Annotated in this window: 18 protein-coding genes; 11 read left to right on the top strand and 7 right to left on the bottom strand. The window is 43.2% G+C overall.

Annotated features, from left to right (window positions below):
* Positions 1 to 108: 108 nt before the first annotated feature.
* The 6 genes from FPL27_RS02425 to FPL27_RS02400 all read left to right on the top strand — a co-directional run bounded on the left by FPL27_RS02425 (position 109) and on the right by FPL27_RS02400 (position 7,345).
* Complete coding sequence (locus FPL27_RS02425) at positions 109 to 1,542, top strand: BatD family protein (protein WP_143959581.1); 1,434 nt, start codon at positions 109 to 111, stop codon at positions 1,540 to 1,542.
* A 5-nt stretch (positions 1,543 to 1,547) separates the two neighbouring features.
* Positions 1,548 to 2,624, top strand: a complete 1,077-nt coding sequence (gene aroC / locus FPL27_RS02420; protein ID WP_143959580.1) for a chorismate synthase — start codon at positions 1,548 to 1,550, stop codon at positions 2,622 to 2,624.
* A gap of 22 nt (positions 2,625 to 2,646) precedes the next feature.
* Complete coding sequence (locus tag FPL27_RS02415) at positions 2,647 to 4,017, top strand: dicarboxylate/amino acid:cation symporter (RefSeq protein ID WP_143959579.1); 1,371 nt, start codon at positions 2,647 to 2,649, stop codon at positions 4,015 to 4,017.
* Positions 4,018 to 4,090: 73 nt separating this feature from the next.
* Positions 4,091 to 4,675: a NifU family protein gene (locus FPL27_RS02410; RefSeq protein ID WP_143959578.1), complete on the top strand. Its 585-nt coding sequence runs from the start codon at positions 4,091 to 4,093 to the stop codon at positions 4,673 to 4,675.
* 74 nt (positions 4,676 to 4,749) lie between these two features.
* On the top strand, positions 4,750 to 5,826 hold the full coding sequence (locus tag FPL27_RS02405) for a DUF3810 domain-containing protein (RefSeq protein ID WP_143959577.1): 1,077 nt from the start codon (positions 4,750 to 4,752) through the stop codon (positions 5,824 to 5,826).
* A 58-nt stretch (positions 5,827 to 5,884) separates the two neighbouring features.
* Entirely contained in the window at positions 5,885 to 7,345 is a 1,461-nt protein-coding gene (locus FPL27_RS02400) for a potassium/proton antiporter (RefSeq protein WP_143959576.1), read from the top strand.
* Between the two features lies 1 nt (position 7,346).
* On the opposite strand, the gene FPL27_RS02395 is transcribed toward FPL27_RS02400, so the two are convergent.
* Both FPL27_RS02395 and dusB read right to left on the bottom strand, forming a co-directional pair.
* Complete coding sequence (locus FPL27_RS02395) at positions 7,347 to 8,246, bottom strand: DMT family transporter (RefSeq protein ID WP_143959575.1); 900 nt, start codon at positions 8,244 to 8,246, stop codon at positions 7,347 to 7,349.
* Between the two features lie 18 nt (positions 8,247 to 8,264).
* Positions 8,265 to 9,254 carry a tRNA dihydrouridine synthase DusB gene (dusB, locus tag FPL27_RS02390; protein WP_143959574.1) on the bottom strand — a complete coding sequence of 330 codons (990 nt, stop codon included), beginning with the start codon at positions 9,252 to 9,254 and terminating at the stop codon, positions 8,265 to 8,267.
* 37 nt (positions 9,255 to 9,291) lie between these two features.
* Between dusB and FPL27_RS02385 the strand changes: the two genes are divergently transcribed.
* The 5 genes from FPL27_RS02385 (at position 9,292) to FPL27_RS02365 (ending at position 13,529) form a co-directional block, all read left to right on the top strand.
* Positions 9,292 to 10,257, top strand: a complete 966-nt coding sequence (locus FPL27_RS02385) for a CPBP family intramembrane glutamic endopeptidase (protein ID WP_143959573.1) — start codon at positions 9,292 to 9,294, stop codon at positions 10,255 to 10,257.
* Positions 10,226 to 10,432 carry a putative signal transducing protein gene (locus FPL27_RS02380; RefSeq protein ID WP_143959572.1) on the top strand — a complete coding sequence of 69 codons (207 nt, stop codon included), beginning with the start codon at positions 10,226 to 10,228 and terminating at the stop codon, positions 10,430 to 10,432. Before FPL27_RS02385 ends, FPL27_RS02380 begins: the two co-directional genes overlap by 32 nt.
* Complete coding sequence (locus tag FPL27_RS02375; RefSeq protein WP_143959571.1) at positions 10,416 to 11,255, top strand: phosphatidate cytidylyltransferase; 840 nt, start codon at positions 10,416 to 10,418, stop codon at positions 11,253 to 11,255. The genes FPL27_RS02380 and FPL27_RS02375 overlap by 17 nt, the downstream gene beginning before the upstream one ends.
* A gap of 74 nt (positions 11,256 to 11,329) precedes the next feature.
* Positions 11,330 to 12,607 (top strand): Glu/Leu/Phe/Val family dehydrogenase, encoded by a 1,278-nt coding sequence (locus FPL27_RS02370; protein ID WP_143959570.1) that lies wholly within the window; start codon positions 11,330 to 11,332, stop codon positions 12,605 to 12,607.
* A 259-nt stretch (positions 12,608 to 12,866) separates the two neighbouring features.
* A complete protein-coding gene (locus FPL27_RS02365; protein ID WP_143959569.1) occupies positions 12,867 to 13,529 on the top strand; it encodes a phosphatidylserine decarboxylase family protein in 663 nt (220 codons plus the stop codon).
* Between the two features lie 77 nt (positions 13,530 to 13,606).
* On the opposite strand, the gene FPL27_RS02360 is transcribed toward FPL27_RS02365, so the two are convergent.
* The 5 genes from FPL27_RS02360 to ribD all read right to left on the bottom strand — a co-directional run bounded on the left by FPL27_RS02360 (position 13,607) and on the right by ribD (position 19,573).
* Complete coding sequence (locus tag FPL27_RS02360; RefSeq protein WP_143959568.1) at positions 13,607 to 14,029, bottom strand: outer membrane insertion C- signal; 423 nt, start codon at positions 14,027 to 14,029, stop codon at positions 13,607 to 13,609.
* Between the two features lie 84 nt (positions 14,030 to 14,113).
* Positions 14,114 to 16,897 (bottom strand): M16 family metallopeptidase, encoded by a 2,784-nt coding sequence (locus FPL27_RS02355; RefSeq protein ID WP_143959567.1) that lies wholly within the window; start codon positions 16,895 to 16,897, stop codon positions 14,114 to 14,116.
* Positions 16,898 to 17,031: 134 nt separating this feature from the next.
* The gene (locus tag FPL27_RS02350; protein WP_143959566.1) at positions 17,032 to 18,078 is read right to left on the bottom strand and encodes a Gfo/Idh/MocA family oxidoreductase; all 1,047 of its coding nucleotides are present in this window, start codon (positions 18,076 to 18,078) and stop codon (positions 17,032 to 17,034) included.
* Positions 18,078 to 18,560 (bottom strand): GAF domain-containing protein, encoded by a 483-nt coding sequence (locus tag FPL27_RS02345; RefSeq protein WP_143959565.1) that lies wholly within the window; start codon positions 18,558 to 18,560, stop codon positions 18,078 to 18,080. Before FPL27_RS02345 ends, FPL27_RS02350 begins: the two co-directional genes overlap by 1 nt.
* 8 nt (positions 18,561 to 18,568) lie before the next feature.
* Entirely contained in the window at positions 18,569 to 19,573 is a 1,005-nt protein-coding gene (gene ribD, locus FPL27_RS02340) for a bifunctional diaminohydroxyphosphoribosylaminopyrimidine deaminase/5-amino-6-(5-phosphoribosylamino)uracil reductase RibD (protein WP_235893354.1), read from the bottom strand.
* Positions 19,574 to 19,590: the final 17 nt, after the last annotated feature.

The following is a 19,590-nucleotide window of genomic DNA, read 5'->3' as shown; positions in this document are numbered from 1 at the left end:
AATTTAGGTTTATATTAAATAATATTAAAATCTAGTACGGCTTTCCGAACAGTTTGTTACGTTTAAAATATCCTTATTAATTTGCAGTTAATAAGTGTAAAGCCGTCTATGAATATAACGTATTTGAAACCCTTACTATTATTCCTGATATCCTTTTATTGTCTGCCACTCTTGGGTCAGGATGTTCGAATAGAACTTGGACCGGATGAGATCGGGGTCAATGAAACGTTCAGCGTAAAAATAGTAATTTCCGATGAAAAAATAAAATCATATGATCAATTTCCTGAAATAAGTGGATTTCAAAAGCAAGGAATCTCACAATCCTCCTCCATGAACATCGTAAACGGCCAAATGACCAGCACTAACAGTGTGATTCAATACTATAAGCCTATACGTCAAGGAACTTACAGAGTCGAGCCCTTCACGATGACAGTAAATGGTCACCAAGCTCGGTCCGAGGGAAAAAGTGTAACCGTGTCAGATGCACGTCAAGCTCAAAGGCGAGGCAGAGACCCATTTGATGACTTTTTCGGCAGGGATGAGGAAGTAGAATATGTTGAAGTGGACGACGAAGCATTTTTCTCTATGGCCGTAGATAAAGATGAGGTGTATGTGGGAGAGGGTTTCAATGTCTCTCTGGCTTTTTATATGGCAGAAACCAACCAGGCACCGTTCCAATTTTATGAACCAGGTAGGCAACTGGAGGAAATCATCCGGAAAATCAAACCTACCAATGCTTGGGAAGAAAATTTCAACGTAACCAATATTCAACCTGAGCGAGTGGAAATCAACGGAAAATTCTGGACCAGATTTAGAGTTTATGAGGCTACCTTCTATCCTTTTGCCGAAGGTCAGATAGAACTTCCTCAAATTGGCTGGCAGATGATTAAGTATAGAATAGCCAAAAATCCATCTTTTTTCGGCAGCAACCGCCAAGAAGATTTCAAAACCTTTAATTCCTCAGCTAAAAACGTAAAGGTAAAACAACTACCTCCCCATCCACTTCGGAATGAGGTAAGTGTGGGTAATTTCCGTCTTCGCGAAAACTTTAGCCGAAAAGAGGCCGATACTGGAGAAGGGGTGACCTATACATTTGGCATCACCGGGGAAGGGAATATTAATTCCATTCAACCTCCCCGCAAATACAACTTGCAAAAGTTCAACACATACGATCCTAACGTAAGACAACAAATCAACAGGGGGCGGGGACGAGTCACAGGTTTGAAGGAATACAGTTACTTCATGAGCATTAATGAACCCGATGAAATCCACTTGAAGGATCATTTTGAATGGATATTCTTCAATACAAGCTTGGACAGGTACGACACCTTGCGTCCTGGGGCCATTTTGGCAGTATCGGGGGAGAGCAAAACCAATCAGGCTATCTCTACAAACCGACTGGGCGGAATCTATGATTTAATAGAAGTAGAGGACAATAAACTTTTAAACCAACGATATAAGTATTATTTTTCCACCTTTATTAACATTCTATTAGTTGCGGCAGTCATTCTGTTAGCTGCATTGATAATAAGGAAAAAATAAACTTAATGGGCAATTCATTTGGGAGGGTATTTAGAATCAGCACCTTTGGTGAGTCTCACGGGAAGGCCATAGGTGTGATTGTTGACGGTTGCCCCGCTGGCTTGGAGATCGATGAAGCTTTCATTCAATTGGAACTGGAAAGGAGAAAGCCCGGACAGTCCAAAATCACCACTCAGCGGAAAGAAGGAGACCAGGTGGAAATCTTATCAGGAACTTTCGAGGGGAAGTCCACAGGTACTCCCATCGCCATGCTTATCCGCAATCAAGATCAAAAGAGTAAAGATTATTCACATATTGCAGAAAGCTATCGACCATCCCATGCCGACTTCACCTATCAGGCCAAGTACGGTCTAAGGGACTATAGAGGTGGCGGAAGAAGCAGCGCCAGGGAAACCGCCGCTCGAGTGGCAGGCGGGGCTATTGCGAAGCTACTACTCAAGCATTATGGAGTGAAAATCAGTGCCTTTGTCAGTCAGGTAGGCGAGATAAAGGTAGAGAAATCTTATCAGGAACTCGACCTATCCAAAACCGACTCCAACATCGTAAGGTGTCCCGATTCGAGCATGGCTGACCAAATGATTGACTATATCGACCAGGTGAGAAAAGCTCGCGACACAGTCGGGGGAATTGTCAGTTGTGTGGTTCAAAATACCCCAGTTGGCTTGGGCGAACCCGTTTTTGACCGCCTGCATGCTGATCTAGCAAAAGCCATGCTCAGCATCAACGCGGTAAAAGGTTTTGAATACGGAAGTGGCTTTACTGGCGTTACCATGAGAGGCTCTCAGCATAACGATGAGTTTTTCACAGAAGGTGAGAAAGTAAAAACCAAAACCAACCATTCCGGAGGCATTCAAGGCGGAATATCCAATGGTGAAGATATTTATTTCAGGGTGGCTTTCAAGCCTGTGGCCACCATCATGCAGGACCAATCCAGCATCAATGAGGCGGGGGATGCTGTGACTGTATCCGGCAAAGGCCGCCATGACCCCTGTGTTGTTCCCAGGGCAGTACCGATTGTGGAAGCTATGTGCGCTTTGGTACTAGCAGATCATTTATTGCTCAATAAATTGAGTAAATTGTAAACCCAATAGTAATTCTGTAAAAATGCTCAAGAGAATACCCTTACATACCCAGATCATTATCGGTTTGGTTCTCGGATTGATTTTCGGTTTGGTTGTCATCAAAACCAACATCCCCCCTCAATTTACAATGGACTATATCAAGCCCGTGGGAACCATCTTTATCAATGCCCTGAAGATGATTGCCGTACCTTTGGTGTTGGCATCCCTGATTGTAGGGGTATCTAATCTAGGGGATATATCTAAGTTGAGCAGAATCGGTGGCAAGACCATCCTTACCTATATGTGTACCACGGTACTTGCTGTGACTATCGGCCTTCTGATGGTAAATGTTTTCCAGCCAGGCAAAAGCCTTCCTGAAGACACCCGTGAAAGCCTTATGAGCCTGTATGATGACACCGTGGGTTCCAAAGCCACCGAAGCGGAACTTCTACAGCAACAAAGCCCACTTCAGCCTTTGGTGGATATAGTTCCAGAGAATGTCTTTCAAGCTGCCACTGACAACGCAAGTATGCTACAAGTGGTGTTCTTTGCGATAATTGTCGGCATTGCCTTGCTACAATTGCCTAAAGACAAAGCCTCACCGGTTATTGCTTTTTTTGATGGACTGAATGATGTCATCATCAAAATAGTGGGCTATATCATGATGATTGCCCCTTACGGTGTATTCGCACTTATGGCATCACTGATTGTGGAAATAGCCGGGGACAACCCCGATTCCGCTGTGGAGCTATTATTGGCTTTATTAAAATATAGTTTGGTGGTACTAGGGGGATTGTTCTTCCTGATTCTAGTAGTGTATCCAACCATTTTAAAGATGTTCACAAAAGTACAATATGTGGACTTTTTCAAGGCCATCCGACCGGCTCAATTGTTGGCTTTCACAACGAGTTCCAGTTCTGCCACCTTGCCGGTAACCATGAAGCAGGTAGAAGAAGAAATCGGGGTATCTGAAGAAGTGAGTTCTTTTGTATTGCCACTTGGCGCCACGATCAATATGGATGGAACCAGTCTTTACCAAGGTGTAGCAGCTGTGTTTATCGCCCAAGCTTTGGGTATGGACCTGACTCTCACGCAGCAATTAATGATCGTGTTGACGGCTACTTTAGCTTCAATAGGTTCGGCCGGGGTACCTGGTGCAGGGATTATCATGCTGATTATCGTGTTGGAATCTATCAATGTACCAGCGGCGGGCATCGCGCTAATTATAGCACCAGACAGAATTTTGGATATGTTCAGGACAATTGTCAATGTAACAGGAGATGCCACAGTTTGTACGGTAGTAGCCAGTACGGAAAACGAACTTCCAGACGGGCTGATCAGGAGATCTAATCCCCTAACTGCAAACGAACCTGAAGAACAAACCACCCCTGTAGAAGTAGAAAACTCCAAATAAGCTAAGCTATTGCAGGAACTAAAAAAGCACTTCTAACATTAGAATAACTGAATAGATTTTAACTAACGAAAATATGCTTCAAGCACAGAAAAGACCGGTACAGATTTACATGGAGGAAAATCCAAATCCAAACTCACTGAAGTTTGTGGTAAACTTCATGCTTGCCGACGATGGGATCAGCTTTGACTACCCTACTGCAGAAAGTACTGAAAACTCCCCTTTGGCAAAGGAACTCTTTAATTTTGCAGCAGTTGATCGGGTTTTTATCGCCTCCAATTTTGTGACGGTGACCAAGAAAGACGATGTAGCTTGGGAAGATATTAGAGATCATGTAAGAGCTCAAATTAAAGTTTATTTGGAATTAGGCAAACCACCCGTTAACCAAGCTTTCGACAAGGATCCACTTTTTGACGAAAACGACAGCGAAACCGTTAAGAAAATCAAAGGTATATTGGATGAATATATCCGACCTGCAGTAGAGCAAGACGGTGGCGCCATTGTATTTCACAGTTTCCACGATGGAGTAGTGAAGGTATTGTTGCAAGGATCCTGCTCTGGCTGCCCTTCCAGTACAGTGACGCTGAAGGCGGGAATTGAAAACCTGCTGACCCGAATGCTTCCCAACGAAGTCACATCAGTAGAAGCCGAAGGCGTCTGATAGTAAAAAATCTCAGCCGGTGTGGTTTTAACTGCATCGGCTTTTCACCTTTAAGCCCCGATTACTCCTAATCTATGTTTAGAAAAGACTGGGCATGGGCCCTCCTTGGATTAATTGCCCTTGTCATCCGGTATTTTGCGGCGCAAAATCCTGAGAAGACGGAGGAGATATACTCGAGGACTTTTTTCCCTGTAGTCAGAAATGTGATTGATCTCACTGTTTCCAGACTCCCATTCCCTACCGTTTATCTTTTCGTTTTTTCTATTTTCATAGCCATTGGCGTCTACTTTTATTTTCTGTTGACCCGCAAACCTGGATTCAAAATGAAAGTGGCTTACACTTTCCGCTCTATATTTAATTTTGCTGGAGCCCTGATATTCTTTTTCCTCGTTTTATGGGGCTACAATTACCAAAGGGTGCCAATCTTCCAGCAATTAGATCTATCGCCTCGCCCATTAAGTGAAGAGGAAATCATGCGAGAGATCAACTTGACCAGCAATATCTTGGTTCAACTTCGCCAAAACCTCACCTTGGACGACGAGCCTATAGAGGAAACCATCCCCTATGAAGAAGTGGAAGAAATCGTAAGGGCAAATATCCGTGAAAACCTTTACTTACTAGGACTCAACTTCACCGGACATCCACGCACAAAACTCTTTTACCCGGCAGGATTTATGACCCGGATGGGGATTTTGGGAATTTATTTTCCTTTTACAGGAGAAAGCTATATTGATGCGGCACTTCACCCTCTTGAGCGACCTTTTACAGTAGCCCATGAGATGGCTCATAGCTACGGGGTGACCGATGAGGGCGAGGCTAATTTCATTGGCTGGGTGATCTGTTCAAATAGCAATGACCCCTTATTGCAATACAGTGGACAATTAAGACTTTTGCGCTACCAGCTCAGTGATCTTTACCGGATAAGCCCAAATCTTTATCGACAAACTTTCTCACGGCTAAACAAGGGGATAAAAAATGACCTTTCATCAATTCTGAAAAACAAGGAAGAAGTAAAGCCAATTTCCAATGAGCTGAGCAAAAGATCAAATGACATCTTTCTCAAAACACAAGGTGTAAAAGCTGGTGTGATGAGCTATCAACAGCTACCCATGCTGGCAAATGCCTGGAGGAATAGATTAAAGGGCGAGTAAAAATTGGCCAACGTTTTATCCAGATCTTTTTTACTTACCTTTGTATTTAAACTTAGCCATGGTAGTAACTCCCGAAAATATCCTTTTTATCTCTTCGGTTTTACTCATTTTGAGTATAGTTGCCAGCAAAACCGCCGGTAAAGCAGGAATTCCTATTTTACTACTTTTCCTTGCTATTGGAATACTTGCAGGTTCAGAAGGGATCGGTGGGATATATTTCAACGATCCCAACTTGACCCAGTTCTTGGGAATCACCGCACTTACCTATATCCTATTTTCGGGTGGACTTGATACCAAATGGCAATCCATCAAGCCGGTTTTAGGCCCCGGGCTTGTCCTATCCACCGTGGGAGTATTGCTTACCGCAGTTTCCGTAGGGCTGTTTGTACATGCTGTGAGTTCATTTTCTCTTTTGGAAGGCTTGCTTATGGGCGCCATTGTATCATCTACTGATGCAGCCGCCGTATTTGGAATTTTAAGGGCAAAAAGCATTGGGTTAAAAGGGAATTTACGGCCAATGTTGGAATTAGAGTCTGGTAGTAACGACCCGATGGCATATTTCCTTACCATTGGTCTTACTTCCATGTTGTCCATAGAGCAATTTACATTTATTGACCTCATCCCAGTATTTTTCATGCAGATGGCCATTGGTGGAGCTGGGGGCTACCTACTCGGAAGAGGAATCGTACTCATCATCAATCGCATTAATTTAGAGTATGAAGGGCTTTATCCTGTTTTAATGTTGGGTATGGTAGCGATGCTTTACGCTCTAATTGATTTTGCGGGAGGAAATGGATTCTTGGGCGTCTATGTGGCAGCTTTAGCTATCGGCAATGGTAAAATGGTGCATAAAAAAAGCTTAATCAAGTTTTTCGATGGTGTGGCCTGGTTGATGCAAATCGTGATGTTCATTACTTTGGGTTTATTAGTATTCCCTTCTCAGGTCATGCCTATCATAGGATTAGGCGCTTTGGTATCTCTATTCCTAATCTTTGTAGCAAGACCATTGGGGGTATTTGTTTCACTTGCATTCTTTAAGTATAAAATCAGGGATAAACTCTTCATAAGTTGGGTAGGCTTAAGAGGCGCAGTTCCAATTGTATTTGCCACTTTCCCCTTGATTGCAGGGGTTGAAAAATCAAATATTATATTCAATATTGTATTTTTCATCGTTCTTACCTCAGTGGCACTACAGGCCACTACACTTTCAATAATGGCTAAATGGCTGTCTTTGGCCGTTCCTGAAGGACTCAAAAGGAGATCTCTTCTTGACCTGGAGTTATCTGAAGATTTTAAAAATGCCTTGGTGGAAGTTGATTTACCAGAAGATTCTGAAATTGGCGGTAAAAAGATCTGGGAGTTAGATTTTCCAAAAACATCCCTGATTGTATTAATCAACAGAAACGAAAAGTTTATCACCCCAAATGGCCTTACAGAGCTCAAAGGGGGAGACAAACTCCTTATTATGATGAATTCTGAAAATGAAGAACACAAGGTGAAGGCCACCCTCGGCGTTTAATTTACCGTCTGTTTCCTACCCAAACTCCCAAAATAACGGCTGCAATACCAAAATAATGGCCAAGCAATAAAACTTCCCCATCCCAAACACCCCATATGATTGCCACGATTGGAATAAGGTAAGTTACTGTGCTGGCAAAAACCGGGGATGCAATTTTCACCAACATATTAAATAAAATCAACGCTATCGCTGTCCCCAATACTCCCAAAATGGTGATGTATCCGGCAGCCAACATAGCACCTTCCTCATGCACTAATTTGAAAGAAAAGTCAGTTCCTAAAAACAAATATATCGCAGCGATGGGCAACACCATCATCAATGAAATGGCTGTAATCTCGACCGGCTTTAACAAGACAAACCAATGCTTGATCAAGTTGAGATTGACTCCGTAACACAAAGTGGCCAAAAGCACAAAAAACGCATAGAAATTAATATCAAGCAGTCCGCCAACGCTTCCGCCTTCTCTAGAAAGAATCAGCAAGTTGACTCCCACGAATGCGATGAGTAAGCCAACAGCATTTCTCTGTGAAATCCTAGACTTGAAGAAAAGCGCGCCCACGAGAACGACAAAAAGCGGTGTGAGGGCATTGAGTACTCCGGTAAGGGAACTAGAAAGCTGTGTCTGGGCCTTGGCAAACAGGAAAGCGGGAACGAAGCTTCCCACAAAACCCACCACAATAAGATTAAACACCTGCTTTTTATTGAGCCGCCTCAATCGAGGAATGGACAAGGGCAGTAAAAACACTCCGGCCGAAACAATCCTATAGGCTCCTACCTCCCCTGGGGAAAAAACAAGCAGTCCCCTTTTGATCAAAATAAATGAGCTCCCCCATATCAGGGCCAATAAAATTAGAAAGAGCCAACTTTTGAGGGCTCTTTCTGGGTTAGTTTGCAGTGTCAAAATCTTTTGAAACTATTTTTAAAATTGGTAATCGGCATAAACTTCTCCTACCTGATCCAAAATGGAACACACATGGTCATAAGACTCAGCTGTGACCATTTCTGTTCTGAAAGGCTTGAAATTAGGCATGCCTCTAAAATAATTCGTATAGTGTCTCCGCATTTCCAAAATGCCAAGCTTTTCACCTTTCCACTTGACTGAAAAATCAAGGTGTTTCTTGGTTACGGCAATCCTTTCGTCCAAATCTGGGGCCGGCAAGTGTTCTCCCGTTTTAAAATAATGTTTGATCTCGTCAAAGATCCATGGATACCCAATAGACGCCCTTCCGATCATCATGCCGTCCACATCGTACTTCTTACGGTATTCGGCTGCTTTTTCAGGACTATCAATGTCACCATTTCCAAAAACAGGGATATGCAATCTTGGATTGGCCTTTACTAGATTCAAGTATGACCAATCGGCAGTTCCCTTATACATTTGCTTTCTAGTACGGGCATGGATACTGATGGCTTGGATACCCACATCCTGCAACCTCTCAGCAACCTCTACTATCCGGATGGTGTTTTCGTCCCAGCCTAGGCGGGTTTTGACAGTCACGGGAATTTTGACGCTTTTCACGATTTCTTCAGTCATGGAGACCATCTTATCGATATCAAGCAAAATACCCGCTCCGGCACCTTTACAGGCCACCTTATTCACTGGGCAACCATAGTTGATGTCCAAAATATCAGGCCCAGCAGCTTCGGCAATGGCCGCCGCCTCCCTCATGGATTCAATATCATTACCGAAAATCTGAATGCCAATAGGCCTTTCGTATTCGAAAATATCAAGCTTCTGCACACTTTTGGCCGCATCACGAATGAGGCCTTCAGAGCTGATAAATTCGGTGTACATCAGGTCCGCACCATTCTCCTTACACACCGCCCTAAACGGCGGATCACTCACATCTTCCATTGGTGCAAGCAAAAGGGGAAATTCCCCCAACTCCAAGTTTCCTATCTTTACCACTACTGATTTATAATTTTGATGTAAATTTACCGCAATTATGGAGATTTACGAAACCCGAAGCGAAATTGGCAAAAAACACAACTGGCTCTTATCTCTGGTTCTGCTGTTATTGATCATATTTGGAGTCCTTGCCGTTTTGCAGGGATTATCCCTTTTCTTAGTACCACCCTTGTTTGGAATACCCATAGAGGACATTATCTACATTTTCGGCGGTAACTACGACCACCCAAATGCCAGATTTGCATTTCTGTTCATTCAGGGCATAGGCTCCGGACTAGCTTTTTTGGTCGGCAGTCTGGTGTTCATAAAGTTCATCGACCGCGGATCATTGCGGTGGAAACAACAATTGAAGAATACAAAGTTCAATCAATCTATATTAATTATCCCTATCCTACTGAGCTTCATCACCATCAATTCCCTTATCATCTACTGGAACAGCAATATCAACTTTCCTGAATTCATGAGGGCATTTGAGATTTACGCACAAACCAAGGAAGCTGAGATGCTGCGTCTGACACAATATTTTACAGACTTTGCCCATATCGGAGAGTTCTTCGTAGGCATAATCGTCATCGGAATATTAGCTGGATTGGGGGAGGAATACCTGTTTCGCGGAGTGCTCCAGCCCAAGCTGCACCAGTACACCGGCAACCCACATGTTGGCATTTGGTTGGCAGCAGCCATTTTCTCGGCTATACACTTCCAGTTTTATGGATTTTTCCCAAGAATGCTTTTAGGAGCATTATTTGGTTATCTTTACCTTTATTCCGGCAGTTTGATCTATCCGATAGTAGCCCACATTCTGAACAATACCTTCACGGTGACGATGGTATATTTCAGTAAAATAGGCTGGGTTGAATTCAACATCGAAGAAAACGACCAGCTGGAATGGCATTACCTAATCATTGGCTTGGTCATCTTTGTGTTTAGTTTTAAGGCATTCATAGACCAAAGCCACAATTCGCCTTTCAATGGGAAAATGGCAAACCGTAACAACAATTGAATCTCCTGTGAGGGCAGAGATTATCAAAGGCGTGCTAGAGCAGCATGGCATTATGGCTATGGTCATAAATAAAAAGGAGTCCGTGTACCATATTCACGGTCATTACGAGATTCTGGTCCTACGTGACCAGGCTCTTCAGGCAGCTAACATCATCAAGAATGAGATCACGTTTTAATATCAGCAATTACAGCAACCTTGCCCAACGCGTTATCACAGCCATCATTGGAGCATCTGCAATCATCGCCGGCTCCATTTATAGCGAATGGACCTACTTTCTGATCTTCGGAGTGATTTTGGCCTTCTGCCAAATGGAATTCTATAAACTTTCGGGTCTTGACGGCATGCTACCGCTCAAGAGTTTCGGGACCTTTATCGGGCTATCAATTTTCGTCCTTGTTTTTCTGGTCGAAATGCAAAATATGCCAGACAAGTATTATTTCATCCTTTTCCCCCTTGTCTCTCTGGTATTCTTTGTAAAGCTATACCGAAAATCTGACAAAAAACCCTTCACTGGGATAGCTTACACTTTTCTGGGAATATTTTATGTGGCCATCCCCTTCTGTCTGCTTACTGTTTCGGCCTTTGCCATCGACGATACTTTCCATGCCGAGATCATTGTCGGTGCTTTGTTGATCCTTTGGGCTAGTGACACCGGAGCATATTTTGCTGGAACCAAATTTGGCAAGACCAAGCTCTTCGAAAGAGTATCACCAAAAAAAAGTTGGGAAGGAAGTTTGGGTGGTGCAGTGGCAGCTTTTATCACTGCTATGGTTTTGGCAAGGTTCTTTCTTGTTTTGGAGCAATGGCAGTGGTTTTGCGTCACCGCTATTATTGTAATAGCTGGCACGTATGGGGATTTGATAGAATCTTTGTTTAAAAGGAGTATTGCCATAAAAGATTCGGGAAATAAGCTGCCTGGACATGGGGGATTTATGGACCGTTTTGACGGCCTGTTATTGTCCGCTCCATTCATTGCAGCTTTTTTGAAAATCTTTTAAAATTGGCCTCTTAGATAATAAAAAAGGCTTAATATTGTATAGTAATTTCAGTTAACAACAAACCAGAACCCAATATGGCTTACATTGAACCCGCTCCGATTAAGGATAAAGAAAATCCTCTGGAGTCAATGATGGAAAGGTTTAACATTGCAGCAGAAAAGTTAGGACTATCAGACGAAGTCTATAACGTGCTGAAAAATCCCGCCAAACAAGTAATCGTCTCCCTCCCTATTACCATGGACAGTGGTAAAATCCAAGTTTTCGAAGGCATCCGAGTGATTCACTCTAACATCCTTGGCCCTGCCAAAGGTGGCATCAGATTCGCCCCAGATGTACACTTGGATGAGGTAAGGGCTTTGGCTGCTTGGATGACGTGGAAATGTGCAGTAGTAGATATCCCTTATGGTGGGGGTAAAGGAGGCGTGAGATGTAACCCAAGGGAAATGTCTGCCGGTGAAATCGAACGACTGATGAGGGCTTACACCCTGTCGATGATCGACGTATTTGGGCCAGACAAAGATATTCCAGCCCCAGACATGGGTACAGGACCAAGAGAAATGGCCTGGTTAATGGATGAATACTCCAAAGCGCATGGCACTACAGTGAACGCTGTTGTGACAGGAAAGCCTTTGGTTCTGGGAGGCTCTTTGGGGCGTACCGAAGCTACAGGTCGTGGTGTGATGGTTTCTGCCCTCGCCGCAATGGAAAAACTTAAGATCAACCCTTTCCAAGCTACTTGCGCCGTACAGGGTTTTGGCAATGTAGGCTCTTGGGCTTCCACCCTATTGGAAGAAAGAGGATTGAAGATAGTGGCTGTTTCCGATATTTCTGGTGCTTATCACAATAGCAATGGAATCAATATTCAGGATGCAATCGCATACAGAGACAGTAATAATGGAACTCTGGAAGGTTTTACCGGTGCGGAAAAACTTTCTGATCCAATGGAATTGCTAGAGCTAGATGTAGACGTATTGGTTCCAGCTGCTGTTGAAGATGTGATTACCATCAAAAACGTTGAAAAGGTGAAAGCCAAACTGATCGTGGAAGGTGCTAACGGCCCCACTTCGGCCAGAGCTGACAATATCATCAATGATAAAGGCATCATGGCTGTACCGGATATTCTTGCCAACGCAGGTGGTGTGACTGTTTCTTACTTCGAATGGGTTCAAAACCGTTTGGGTTACAAATGGACAGCTGAGCGTGTCAACAGAAGATCCGATAGAATCATGAAAGAAGCGTTCAATAACGTTTACAAAGCTTCCATCAAATACGATGTTCCAATGAGAATCGCTGCCTATATTGTTGCGATTGACAAAGTTGCCAAAACATATACCTATCGAGGTGGTTATTAAGGCAGTAGTTTAATAGAAATATAATTTGGGATGCAGTTTTTGGATTGCATCCCACTTTTCTTTTATAGAGTTCTGAAAATTTGACCCTATCTATCATCCTCATTTTCAGCAAAATATTGATATTGGTCAATTTTTTATTTTAACATACCGCAAAATATTCACAAATTGCAGGGTTATTATAATTATCCAAGGATTCTGAAATCGAGGAATCCAGCCAGAAACTGACAAACGATACGGTTTTTGATAACATCAGAATAAAATGACTATACATAAAGAAGGCAAAAAATTACTATTTTGGATGTTGATGATCTTAGCGGGCCTCAACTTTGCCCTTCATCAAATCTTCCCAGGACAGGACACCATGCTCAATGTAGTGTTGCTTGCCAGCATTGTCTTGTTTTTACTGGTTCTCCAGTTTTTCAGAAATCCCAAGATTTTCACTAATGAAGACCCAACTCTAGTCTACGCCCCTGCAGATGGGAAAGTGGTGGTGATAGAGGTAGCAGATGAACAAGAGTACCTTCATGACCGCAGAAAGCAAGTTTCTATCTTTATGTCTCCGATTAATGTGCACATAAACCGAGCACCTATATCGGGTACAGTGGAATATTTCAAATACCATCCTGGAAAATACCTCGTTGCTTGGCATCCTAAGTCCAGTTCTGAAAATGAGCGTACGACAATGGTAGTGGCACGCGAAAGCGGGGAAAAGCTTCTGATCCGACAGATTGCCGGCGCTCTTGCCAGGAGGATCAAATGGTATGTTAAAGAAGGCGACCCAGTCCAACAAGGGGGTGAGTTCGGCTTTATCAAATTTGGTTCTAGAGTGGATGTGTTTTTACCACTTGACGCTGAGATTCTGGTGGAGCTCAATCAGGTCACTAAAGGCGGAAGAACTCCGATAGCTAAATTAAGAAACTAAAAAATATCCCCTGAAAATAAATTCAGGGGATATTTTATTTAATAGCCATCTTCCGTCTCCGGTCTCTTTTCTTCAGTTTATCTAAACGTATATTTAATACCTAAACCAGCCCTAAAATGACCGCTTCCTGAGTCAGTCCTGAGAATCGGACTTGCCTCAAGTAAAAACCCGAAATTTCTTGCCTCAGAAAAAGGTTTAAGCAGCAATCCAAAAGGGACACCTAAGTAAAAATCGTTACTACTATTATTTTTTACACCTAGATGAAATCCACTGTAGAAATTGGCCTCCGCTCTTTGTACAAAATTATAACCTAAAGTACCCTCCAAGCCTACTCTTCCACCGGTAGAAATTCTCGCCTCCCCAAACACCTTTTTGTCGGGGTCACTTCCTATTGCCGCAAAGGTATTGGATGACAACCTATAGACCCCTGCACTCACTTGGGCATGGGAATCTACTATAGCAATTAGACAAATGGCAAATGTTAAAATTGAAATTTTCATGTCAAATAAAATTGGTTTAGATTGATCAAAAACAAACCTAACAAAAAAAAGAAAAGGAGACCTACAAAGATCTCCTTTTACTAGTTATAAATTCTCTGCCGTTTGTTTGGTTTTTGCAAAATCACCGGCTTTGATCACATGCATCGCATCTGGTTTGAGATGACGCTTCATAGCGCCATTAATATCATCTACGGTCAGGCCTTCAATTTTTTCTTCTAACTGTGCGTCCCATTCCATATTTCTATTCAAATACAAGTAGTTGTTCAAAGCTGAAGATAAATATGCATCCTGGGCACGACTCACTGTTCTGGATTGCAGCCAGCCGGATTTGGCAGCCTTTATCTCCTCTTCAGAGAAACCTTCAGTAATCACCTTCTGAATTTCTTCGAAATAAGCTGCCTCTAACTTATCGGCATTTTCAGGGGCATAGATAGCATAGGCCATAAAGTTGGCAATAGGATCAAGAGTTCCCGCACTAAAATTAGAACCAACTCCGTAGCTTAAACCTTCTTTTTGACGGATACGAGTAGCAAGCCTGGAATTAAGGAAGCCACCTCCTAGCATATAGTTACCCAATACCAAGGCCGCATAATCCTCATGGCTATCGTCCATTTCAAACTGGTAGGTTGATACAAAGAATGCATTTGCCTTGTCAGGTGTCTCTAGGTTTTCTCTCAAAGGTTTTACATCTGCCATCCTAGATTCCATTCTTGTATATTTTCCTGGACTTTTCCATTCCCCAAACAATTCCTGAGTAATGCTTTCGATTTCGTCTTTATCAAAATCCCCTACCACAGCCATGGTTGCATCACTTCCTCCGTAGAAATTCTTGTAAAATTCTTTAACCTGATCCAAGGTCAATGAATTGATATCCTCTACCGATTCATCAAAAGTGCCAACGTATCTTGGATCGCTTTTTTCATAAGGCGAGGTATGACGTTGCATTCTGTTGAAGGCAACTGCTTGAGGTTCGCTTCTTTGGGATTCTATTCCAGAAATCCTTTCAGCCTTAGCCTTTTCAAATTCATCCTCAGGGAAGATCGGATCCTGAAGCATCTCAGCCACCAACTTCATCACTTCCGGCAGATTTGGCTTAGTGGTGGAAATATTCACCACCGCACTTGTTGAGCTTCCCCCGATGTAAACATTAGCCTTAAGCTTGTCCAATTTCGACTTAATCTCTTCCCTACTCATTGTGGAAGTACCTTTATTCAATAAACTACCTGCAAAAGATGCCGCCGTAGACTTGTCCTTCAGCGACTCTAATTCACCAAACCTGAAGACCATTCTTGCCTCCACTGACTCCCCTCTAGTTTTCTTAGGAAGCAAGGCCAGCTCCATACCGTTGGCCAAGGTAGTACGCACGGTTCGGGATTCAATATTGGAAGGAGAAGGGTCAAAGTTTTCACCTGCAGCTACCAATTCTCTGCCTTTATAGTCTTTTACCAATTCTGCAACATTAGGAGCTGATGGGATCTCTGCTCTTAATGGAGTCTGGGTTGGGATAAACATGCCAATGGTTCTGTTGTCAGGCACGAGATATTTCTCCGCTACCCTTTTCACATCTTCAGCAGTCACTTCTTCAACTCTATCACGGTTAAGGAATAAAAGCCTCCAATCACCAGTTCCAATAGCTTCACTAAGCGACAAACCTACTCTTTCCGATGAGTTGAACATCAATTCCGTCTGCTTCAAAATTTCGTTTTTGGCTTTTTCTACCTCATCCTCTGTAGGAGGATTTGTCATCAAATCTTCAAAAGTCCCCAACATTGCCTCTTTTGCTTCATCCAAATCCTTTTCCTTTAACACTTGGGCAAAAGCCATAAGCAATCCCGGATCCTTCCATTCGTAACTGGAGGAACTGGCTGAAGTCGCTTTTTTGGTATCTACCAAGGCCTTATATAGTCTACCTGATGGATTGGTTCCAAGCACTCTGCTCAGTACCTGTACAGGTGCATAGTCCTCATGTGATCCTGGAGGGATGTGATAAGCCGCCATTACTAACTGCACATCGCCTACTCTTCTCACCGTAACAGTTCTTTCCCCGTCTTTAACAGGGTCAAAGGTGTACATTTTTGGAAGCTCCCGCTCCGGGCGTGGAATTGGACCAAAAAATTCATTAACCATGGCCAATGTTTTCTCCTCGTCAAACTTCCCCGCCACCACCAACACAGCATTATCCGGCTGGTAATACTTCTTATAGAAAGCCTGCAGTCTGTCAATATCCACATTTTCTATGTCCGCACGGGCACCAATGGTGGATTTCCCGTAGTTGTGCCAATCATAAGCTGCTGACATGGTTCTTTGCATCAAAACCCGGAAAGGACTGTTCTCCCCAGATTCAAATTCATTTCTAACCACGGTCATCTCACTTTCAAGATCCTCTTTGGCTATAAAAGAATTAACCATCCTATCAGATTCCAAATCAAGCGCCCATCTCAGGTTATCCTCAGTGGCGTTGAAGGTTTCAAAGTAATTGGTACGATCGGTCCAGGTTGTTCCGTTTGGTCGGGCTCCCCGCTCGGTAAGTTCTTGCGGGATGTTGGGGTGCTTAGGTGTACCCTTGAAAACCAAGTGTTCCAACAGGTGAGCCATCCCAGTTTCACCGTAATTTTCATGTTTGGAGCCTACAAGGTAGGTTACATTAACCGTAATAGTCTGTTTTGAGTCATCAGGGAACAAAAGTACCCGCAGGCCATTGTCAAGTTGATACTCGGTAATGCCTTCCACACTGGTAATCTTTTTGGGAGAGGGCAATTCCTTTTGCTGGGTCGTAGTGGCCGGGGTAGTGGTGACACTGGCTGTCTGCTGGGCATAAACAGCTCCCGAAAGGCCTACCCAAAGAAATAGGGCATAACGTTTTTTCATTTTTAAAACAGTTTAGGGATACAATAAAACAATCGCTCAACCCTAGGTTCCAATAAAAAATATGGTAAAACCAAGGTAAAGCCACTAAAACTAACCCTTTAAAATTAAATTAAAAAGTATAGAGCTGAAATTTTCTATTTATTTGAAAAGATTTTCTCTGCCAAAACCCTTCTGCCAGACTTATGGCTTTCTAAACATGCCTCTATGACCTTCAAACCGTCAATTACCTGGTCAGAAGCAACGTGTAAATTTGCCTGCCCTCTGATCGCTTCAAAAATGTTTTGATAAAACTGCCTGTAGTCTCCGGCTAAGGTTGGAATTTGGTCTTGGGAACCTTCACCATAAAATACGCCATAATACGCCTCAGACTCTTTTCCCCATTCAGTTCCTACTGGTAGGTTTCCAGCTTTCAATGCCGCCTCCTGCACATCCAAACCATATTTGCTGAAGCTTCCCTTTTCTCCCAAAATCAAAAATCGGGGTATCGGGGCGTTTACGTAAATACTTGCCGTAAGTCTAACCTTTACATCTCCGCATTTCATACTAATCTCAAAAAAATCATCCATAGTAGCATTTGGGCGTTGCTTCAAGACTTCTGCATATAGCCAATCTGGCCGACCGAAGAGCACCAAAGCTTGATCGATCAGATGTGGACCTAAATCATAGAGCATTCCGCTCCCCGGATGTTCTTTTTCCTTCCAGTGGTTTTTGGGATTCGGTCTGAATCTGTCGAAATGAGACTCAAAGTGAACGACCCTGCCTAAATGGTTTTTTTTCAAAAGATCCTTTACCGTCAAAAAATCGCCGTCCCATCTCCGGTTTTGGAAAACAGAAAGAATTATTCCTTTGCTTTTAGCAAGTTCATGCAATTCGAGCGCCTCGTCCGAAGTTACACAAAGGGGTTTGTCGACCACCACGTGCTTGCCAGCCAGAAGTGACTTCTTGGCCTGCTCAAAGTGTAAATAATTGGGGGTGACAATCACCACAAGTTCGACCTCCGAAGCCAGTAGGTCGTCCAGACTTTTAAAAACTGTTACCTCAGGATATTTCTGTCTCGACTTCTCGTGATGTCTTTCAACCACTCCCCACAATTCCAGACCATCGCAATGGTGGATCAGAGGTGCATGCATCCCCTCCCCAACCGAACCATAACCAACAAGGCCAGTTTTGATTTCGTCCATTAAAGGAAACTTTCAACAATTCTCATTAACTTTTCCAACTGCAACGCATCTTCCTCATCAAAATCGTTCAACTGGTCACTATCAATATCCAACACCAAAGCTACTTTCCCGTCTTTAAATGCTGGAAGTACGATTTCAGACTTGGAGGCAGAGCTGCATGCGATGTGACCTGGGAATGTTTCTACATCGGGAACGAGTTGAGTTTTGCCCTCTTTCCAAGCAGCGCCACATACGCCCTTACCAAAATTTATCCGTGTACAGGCTATAGGACCTTGGAATGGCCCAAGCACCATCTGTTCACCTTTCACCAAATAGAAGCCCACCCAAAAGAATCCAAACGACTCCCTTAACACGGCACTAACATTGGCCAAATTAGCCGTGATATCTTCTTCTCCAGTCACCAAGGCCTCGACTTGTGGAAGGATAGCTTCGTATTTTTCAGCTTTTGTTGCTGACTCAGGTATATATAATGATTCTGCCATAATCTTTTTTAGTTGTTAAAATAAAACTCCAACCGGTCTCCAAAAACGTCTTCAACTCTTCTGGCCGGCACATCTAAATGTGGAGCCGGAATCCCCGATTCAAATCGCGTACTTCCGGTGAAAACACGTGCTTCGTCCCATAAGTTTTCAGAAATTAACTTTTGAAGCAAAAAGCCACCTCCCTCCACCATGACACTTTGGATTTTTCTCTCATACAAGTCATCTAACAATGCCTTTAAAGTAAAATCCTCTTTTAACTTAACAAACGCAAGGTTTTCCTTCTCCTCAGTTTTCAAATTGTTATAGCAAATTGTCTGGATACTTTGGTCAAATAGGTGGTTGTTTGGATCCAGAGTCAACTGCTTGTCAATTACGATCCTTATTGGGTTTTTCCCAGCCAGTCCTCTGACATTTAATCGTGGATTGTCAAAGTGTGCAGTTTTTGTTCCTACCATTATCCCCTGCTCCTCGGCTCTCCACTTATGCACAAGCTGCCTGCTGTAAGAATTGCTGATCCACTTACTGTCATAATTAGCCCTTGCCACAAAGGCATCACTTGTCTGTGCCCACTTAAGTAATATATATGGTCGTTTTTTTTCCATGAAGGTAAAAAAACGAGTATTCTGCTGCTGGGCTTCCTTTTCAAATAGCCCGCTTTCCACTTTTATCCCTGCATTCTGAAGCTTCTCTATCCCTTTACCACCCACCAATGGATTGGAATCCACTGCTGCAATGACAACTTTCTTAACCTTCTTCTCCACCAGTAGGTCGGCACATGGCGGGGTTTTTCCAAAATGGGCACATGGCTCCAAAGTCACATATACCGTGGATTCTGGCAAAAGGCTTTGGTCCTCTACAGCATTAATCGCATTGACCTCGGCATGGGGGCCTCCATATTGTCGATGGTAGCCTTCGCCAATAATGCGCTCTTGATATACAATTACGCAGCCCACTAGTGGATTGGGGCTAACATACCCTCTACCCAACTCTGCAAGCTCCAAGGCTCTACGCATATAATTTTCATCTACCC

This window comes from Litoribacter populi, from assembly GCF_007483685.1.
Taxonomy (GTDB): domain Bacteria; phylum Bacteroidota; class Bacteroidia; order Cytophagales; family Cyclobacteriaceae; genus Litoribacter; species Litoribacter populi.
This window is presented reverse-complemented; position numbering and strand designations above follow the sequence as displayed.

What these genes read in the sequence shown, in the direction of transcription:
- FPL27_RS02415 (WP_143959579.1), top strand. Translation starts at nt 2,647, where the DNA reads ATGCTCAAGAGAATACCCTTACATACCCAGATCATTATCGGTTTGGTT.
- FPL27_RS02355 (WP_143959567.1), bottom strand. Translation starts at nt 16,897, where the DNA reads ATGAAAAAACGTTATGCCCTATTTCTTTGGGTAGGCCTTTCGGGAGCT.
- aroC (WP_143959580.1), top strand. Translation starts at nt 1,548, where the DNA reads ATGGGCAATTCATTTGGGAGGGTATTTAGAATCAGCACCTTTGGTGAG.
- FPL27_RS02375 (WP_143959571.1), top strand. Translation starts at nt 10,416, where the DNA reads ATGAGATCACGTTTTAATATCAGCAATTACAGCAACCTTGCCCAACGC.
- FPL27_RS02385 (WP_143959573.1), top strand. Translation starts at nt 9,292, where the DNA reads ATGGAGATTTACGAAACCCGAAGCGAAATTGGCAAAAAACACAACTGG.
- FPL27_RS02370 (WP_143959570.1), top strand. Translation starts at nt 11,330, where the DNA reads ATGGCTTACATTGAACCCGCTCCGATTAAGGATAAAGAAAATCCTCTG.
- FPL27_RS02405 (WP_143959577.1), top strand. Translation starts at nt 4,750, where the DNA reads ATGTTTAGAAAAGACTGGGCATGGGCCCTCCTTGGATTAATTGCCCTT.
- FPL27_RS02360 (WP_143959568.1), bottom strand. Translation starts at nt 14,029, where the DNA reads ATGAAAATTTCAATTTTAACATTTGCCATTTGTCTAATTGCTATAGTA.
- FPL27_RS02425 (WP_143959581.1), top strand. Translation starts at nt 109, where the DNA reads ATGAATATAACGTATTTGAAACCCTTACTATTATTCCTGATATCCTTT.
- FPL27_RS02410 (WP_143959578.1), top strand. Translation starts at nt 4,091, where the DNA reads ATGCTTCAAGCACAGAAAAGACCGGTACAGATTTACATGGAGGAAAAT.
- FPL27_RS02380 (WP_143959572.1), top strand. Translation starts at nt 10,226, where the DNA reads ATGGGAAAATGGCAAACCGTAACAACAATTGAATCTCCTGTGAGGGCA.
- FPL27_RS02365 (WP_143959569.1), top strand. Translation starts at nt 12,867, where the DNA reads ATGACTATACATAAAGAAGGCAAAAAATTACTATTTTGGATGTTGATG.
- FPL27_RS02350 (WP_143959566.1), bottom strand. Translation starts at nt 18,078, where the DNA reads ATGGACGAAATCAAAACTGGCCTTGTTGGTTATGGTTCGGTTGGGGAG.
- FPL27_RS02400 (WP_143959576.1), top strand. Translation starts at nt 5,885, where the DNA reads ATGGTAGTAACTCCCGAAAATATCCTTTTTATCTCTTCGGTTTTACTC.
- FPL27_RS02345 (WP_143959565.1), bottom strand. Translation starts at nt 18,560, where the DNA reads ATGGCAGAATCATTATATATACCTGAGTCAGCAACAAAAGCTGAAAAA.
- ribD (WP_235893354.1), bottom strand. Translation starts at nt 19,573, where the DNA reads ATGCGTAGAGCCTTGGAGCTTGCAGAGTTGGGTAGAGGGTATGTTAGC.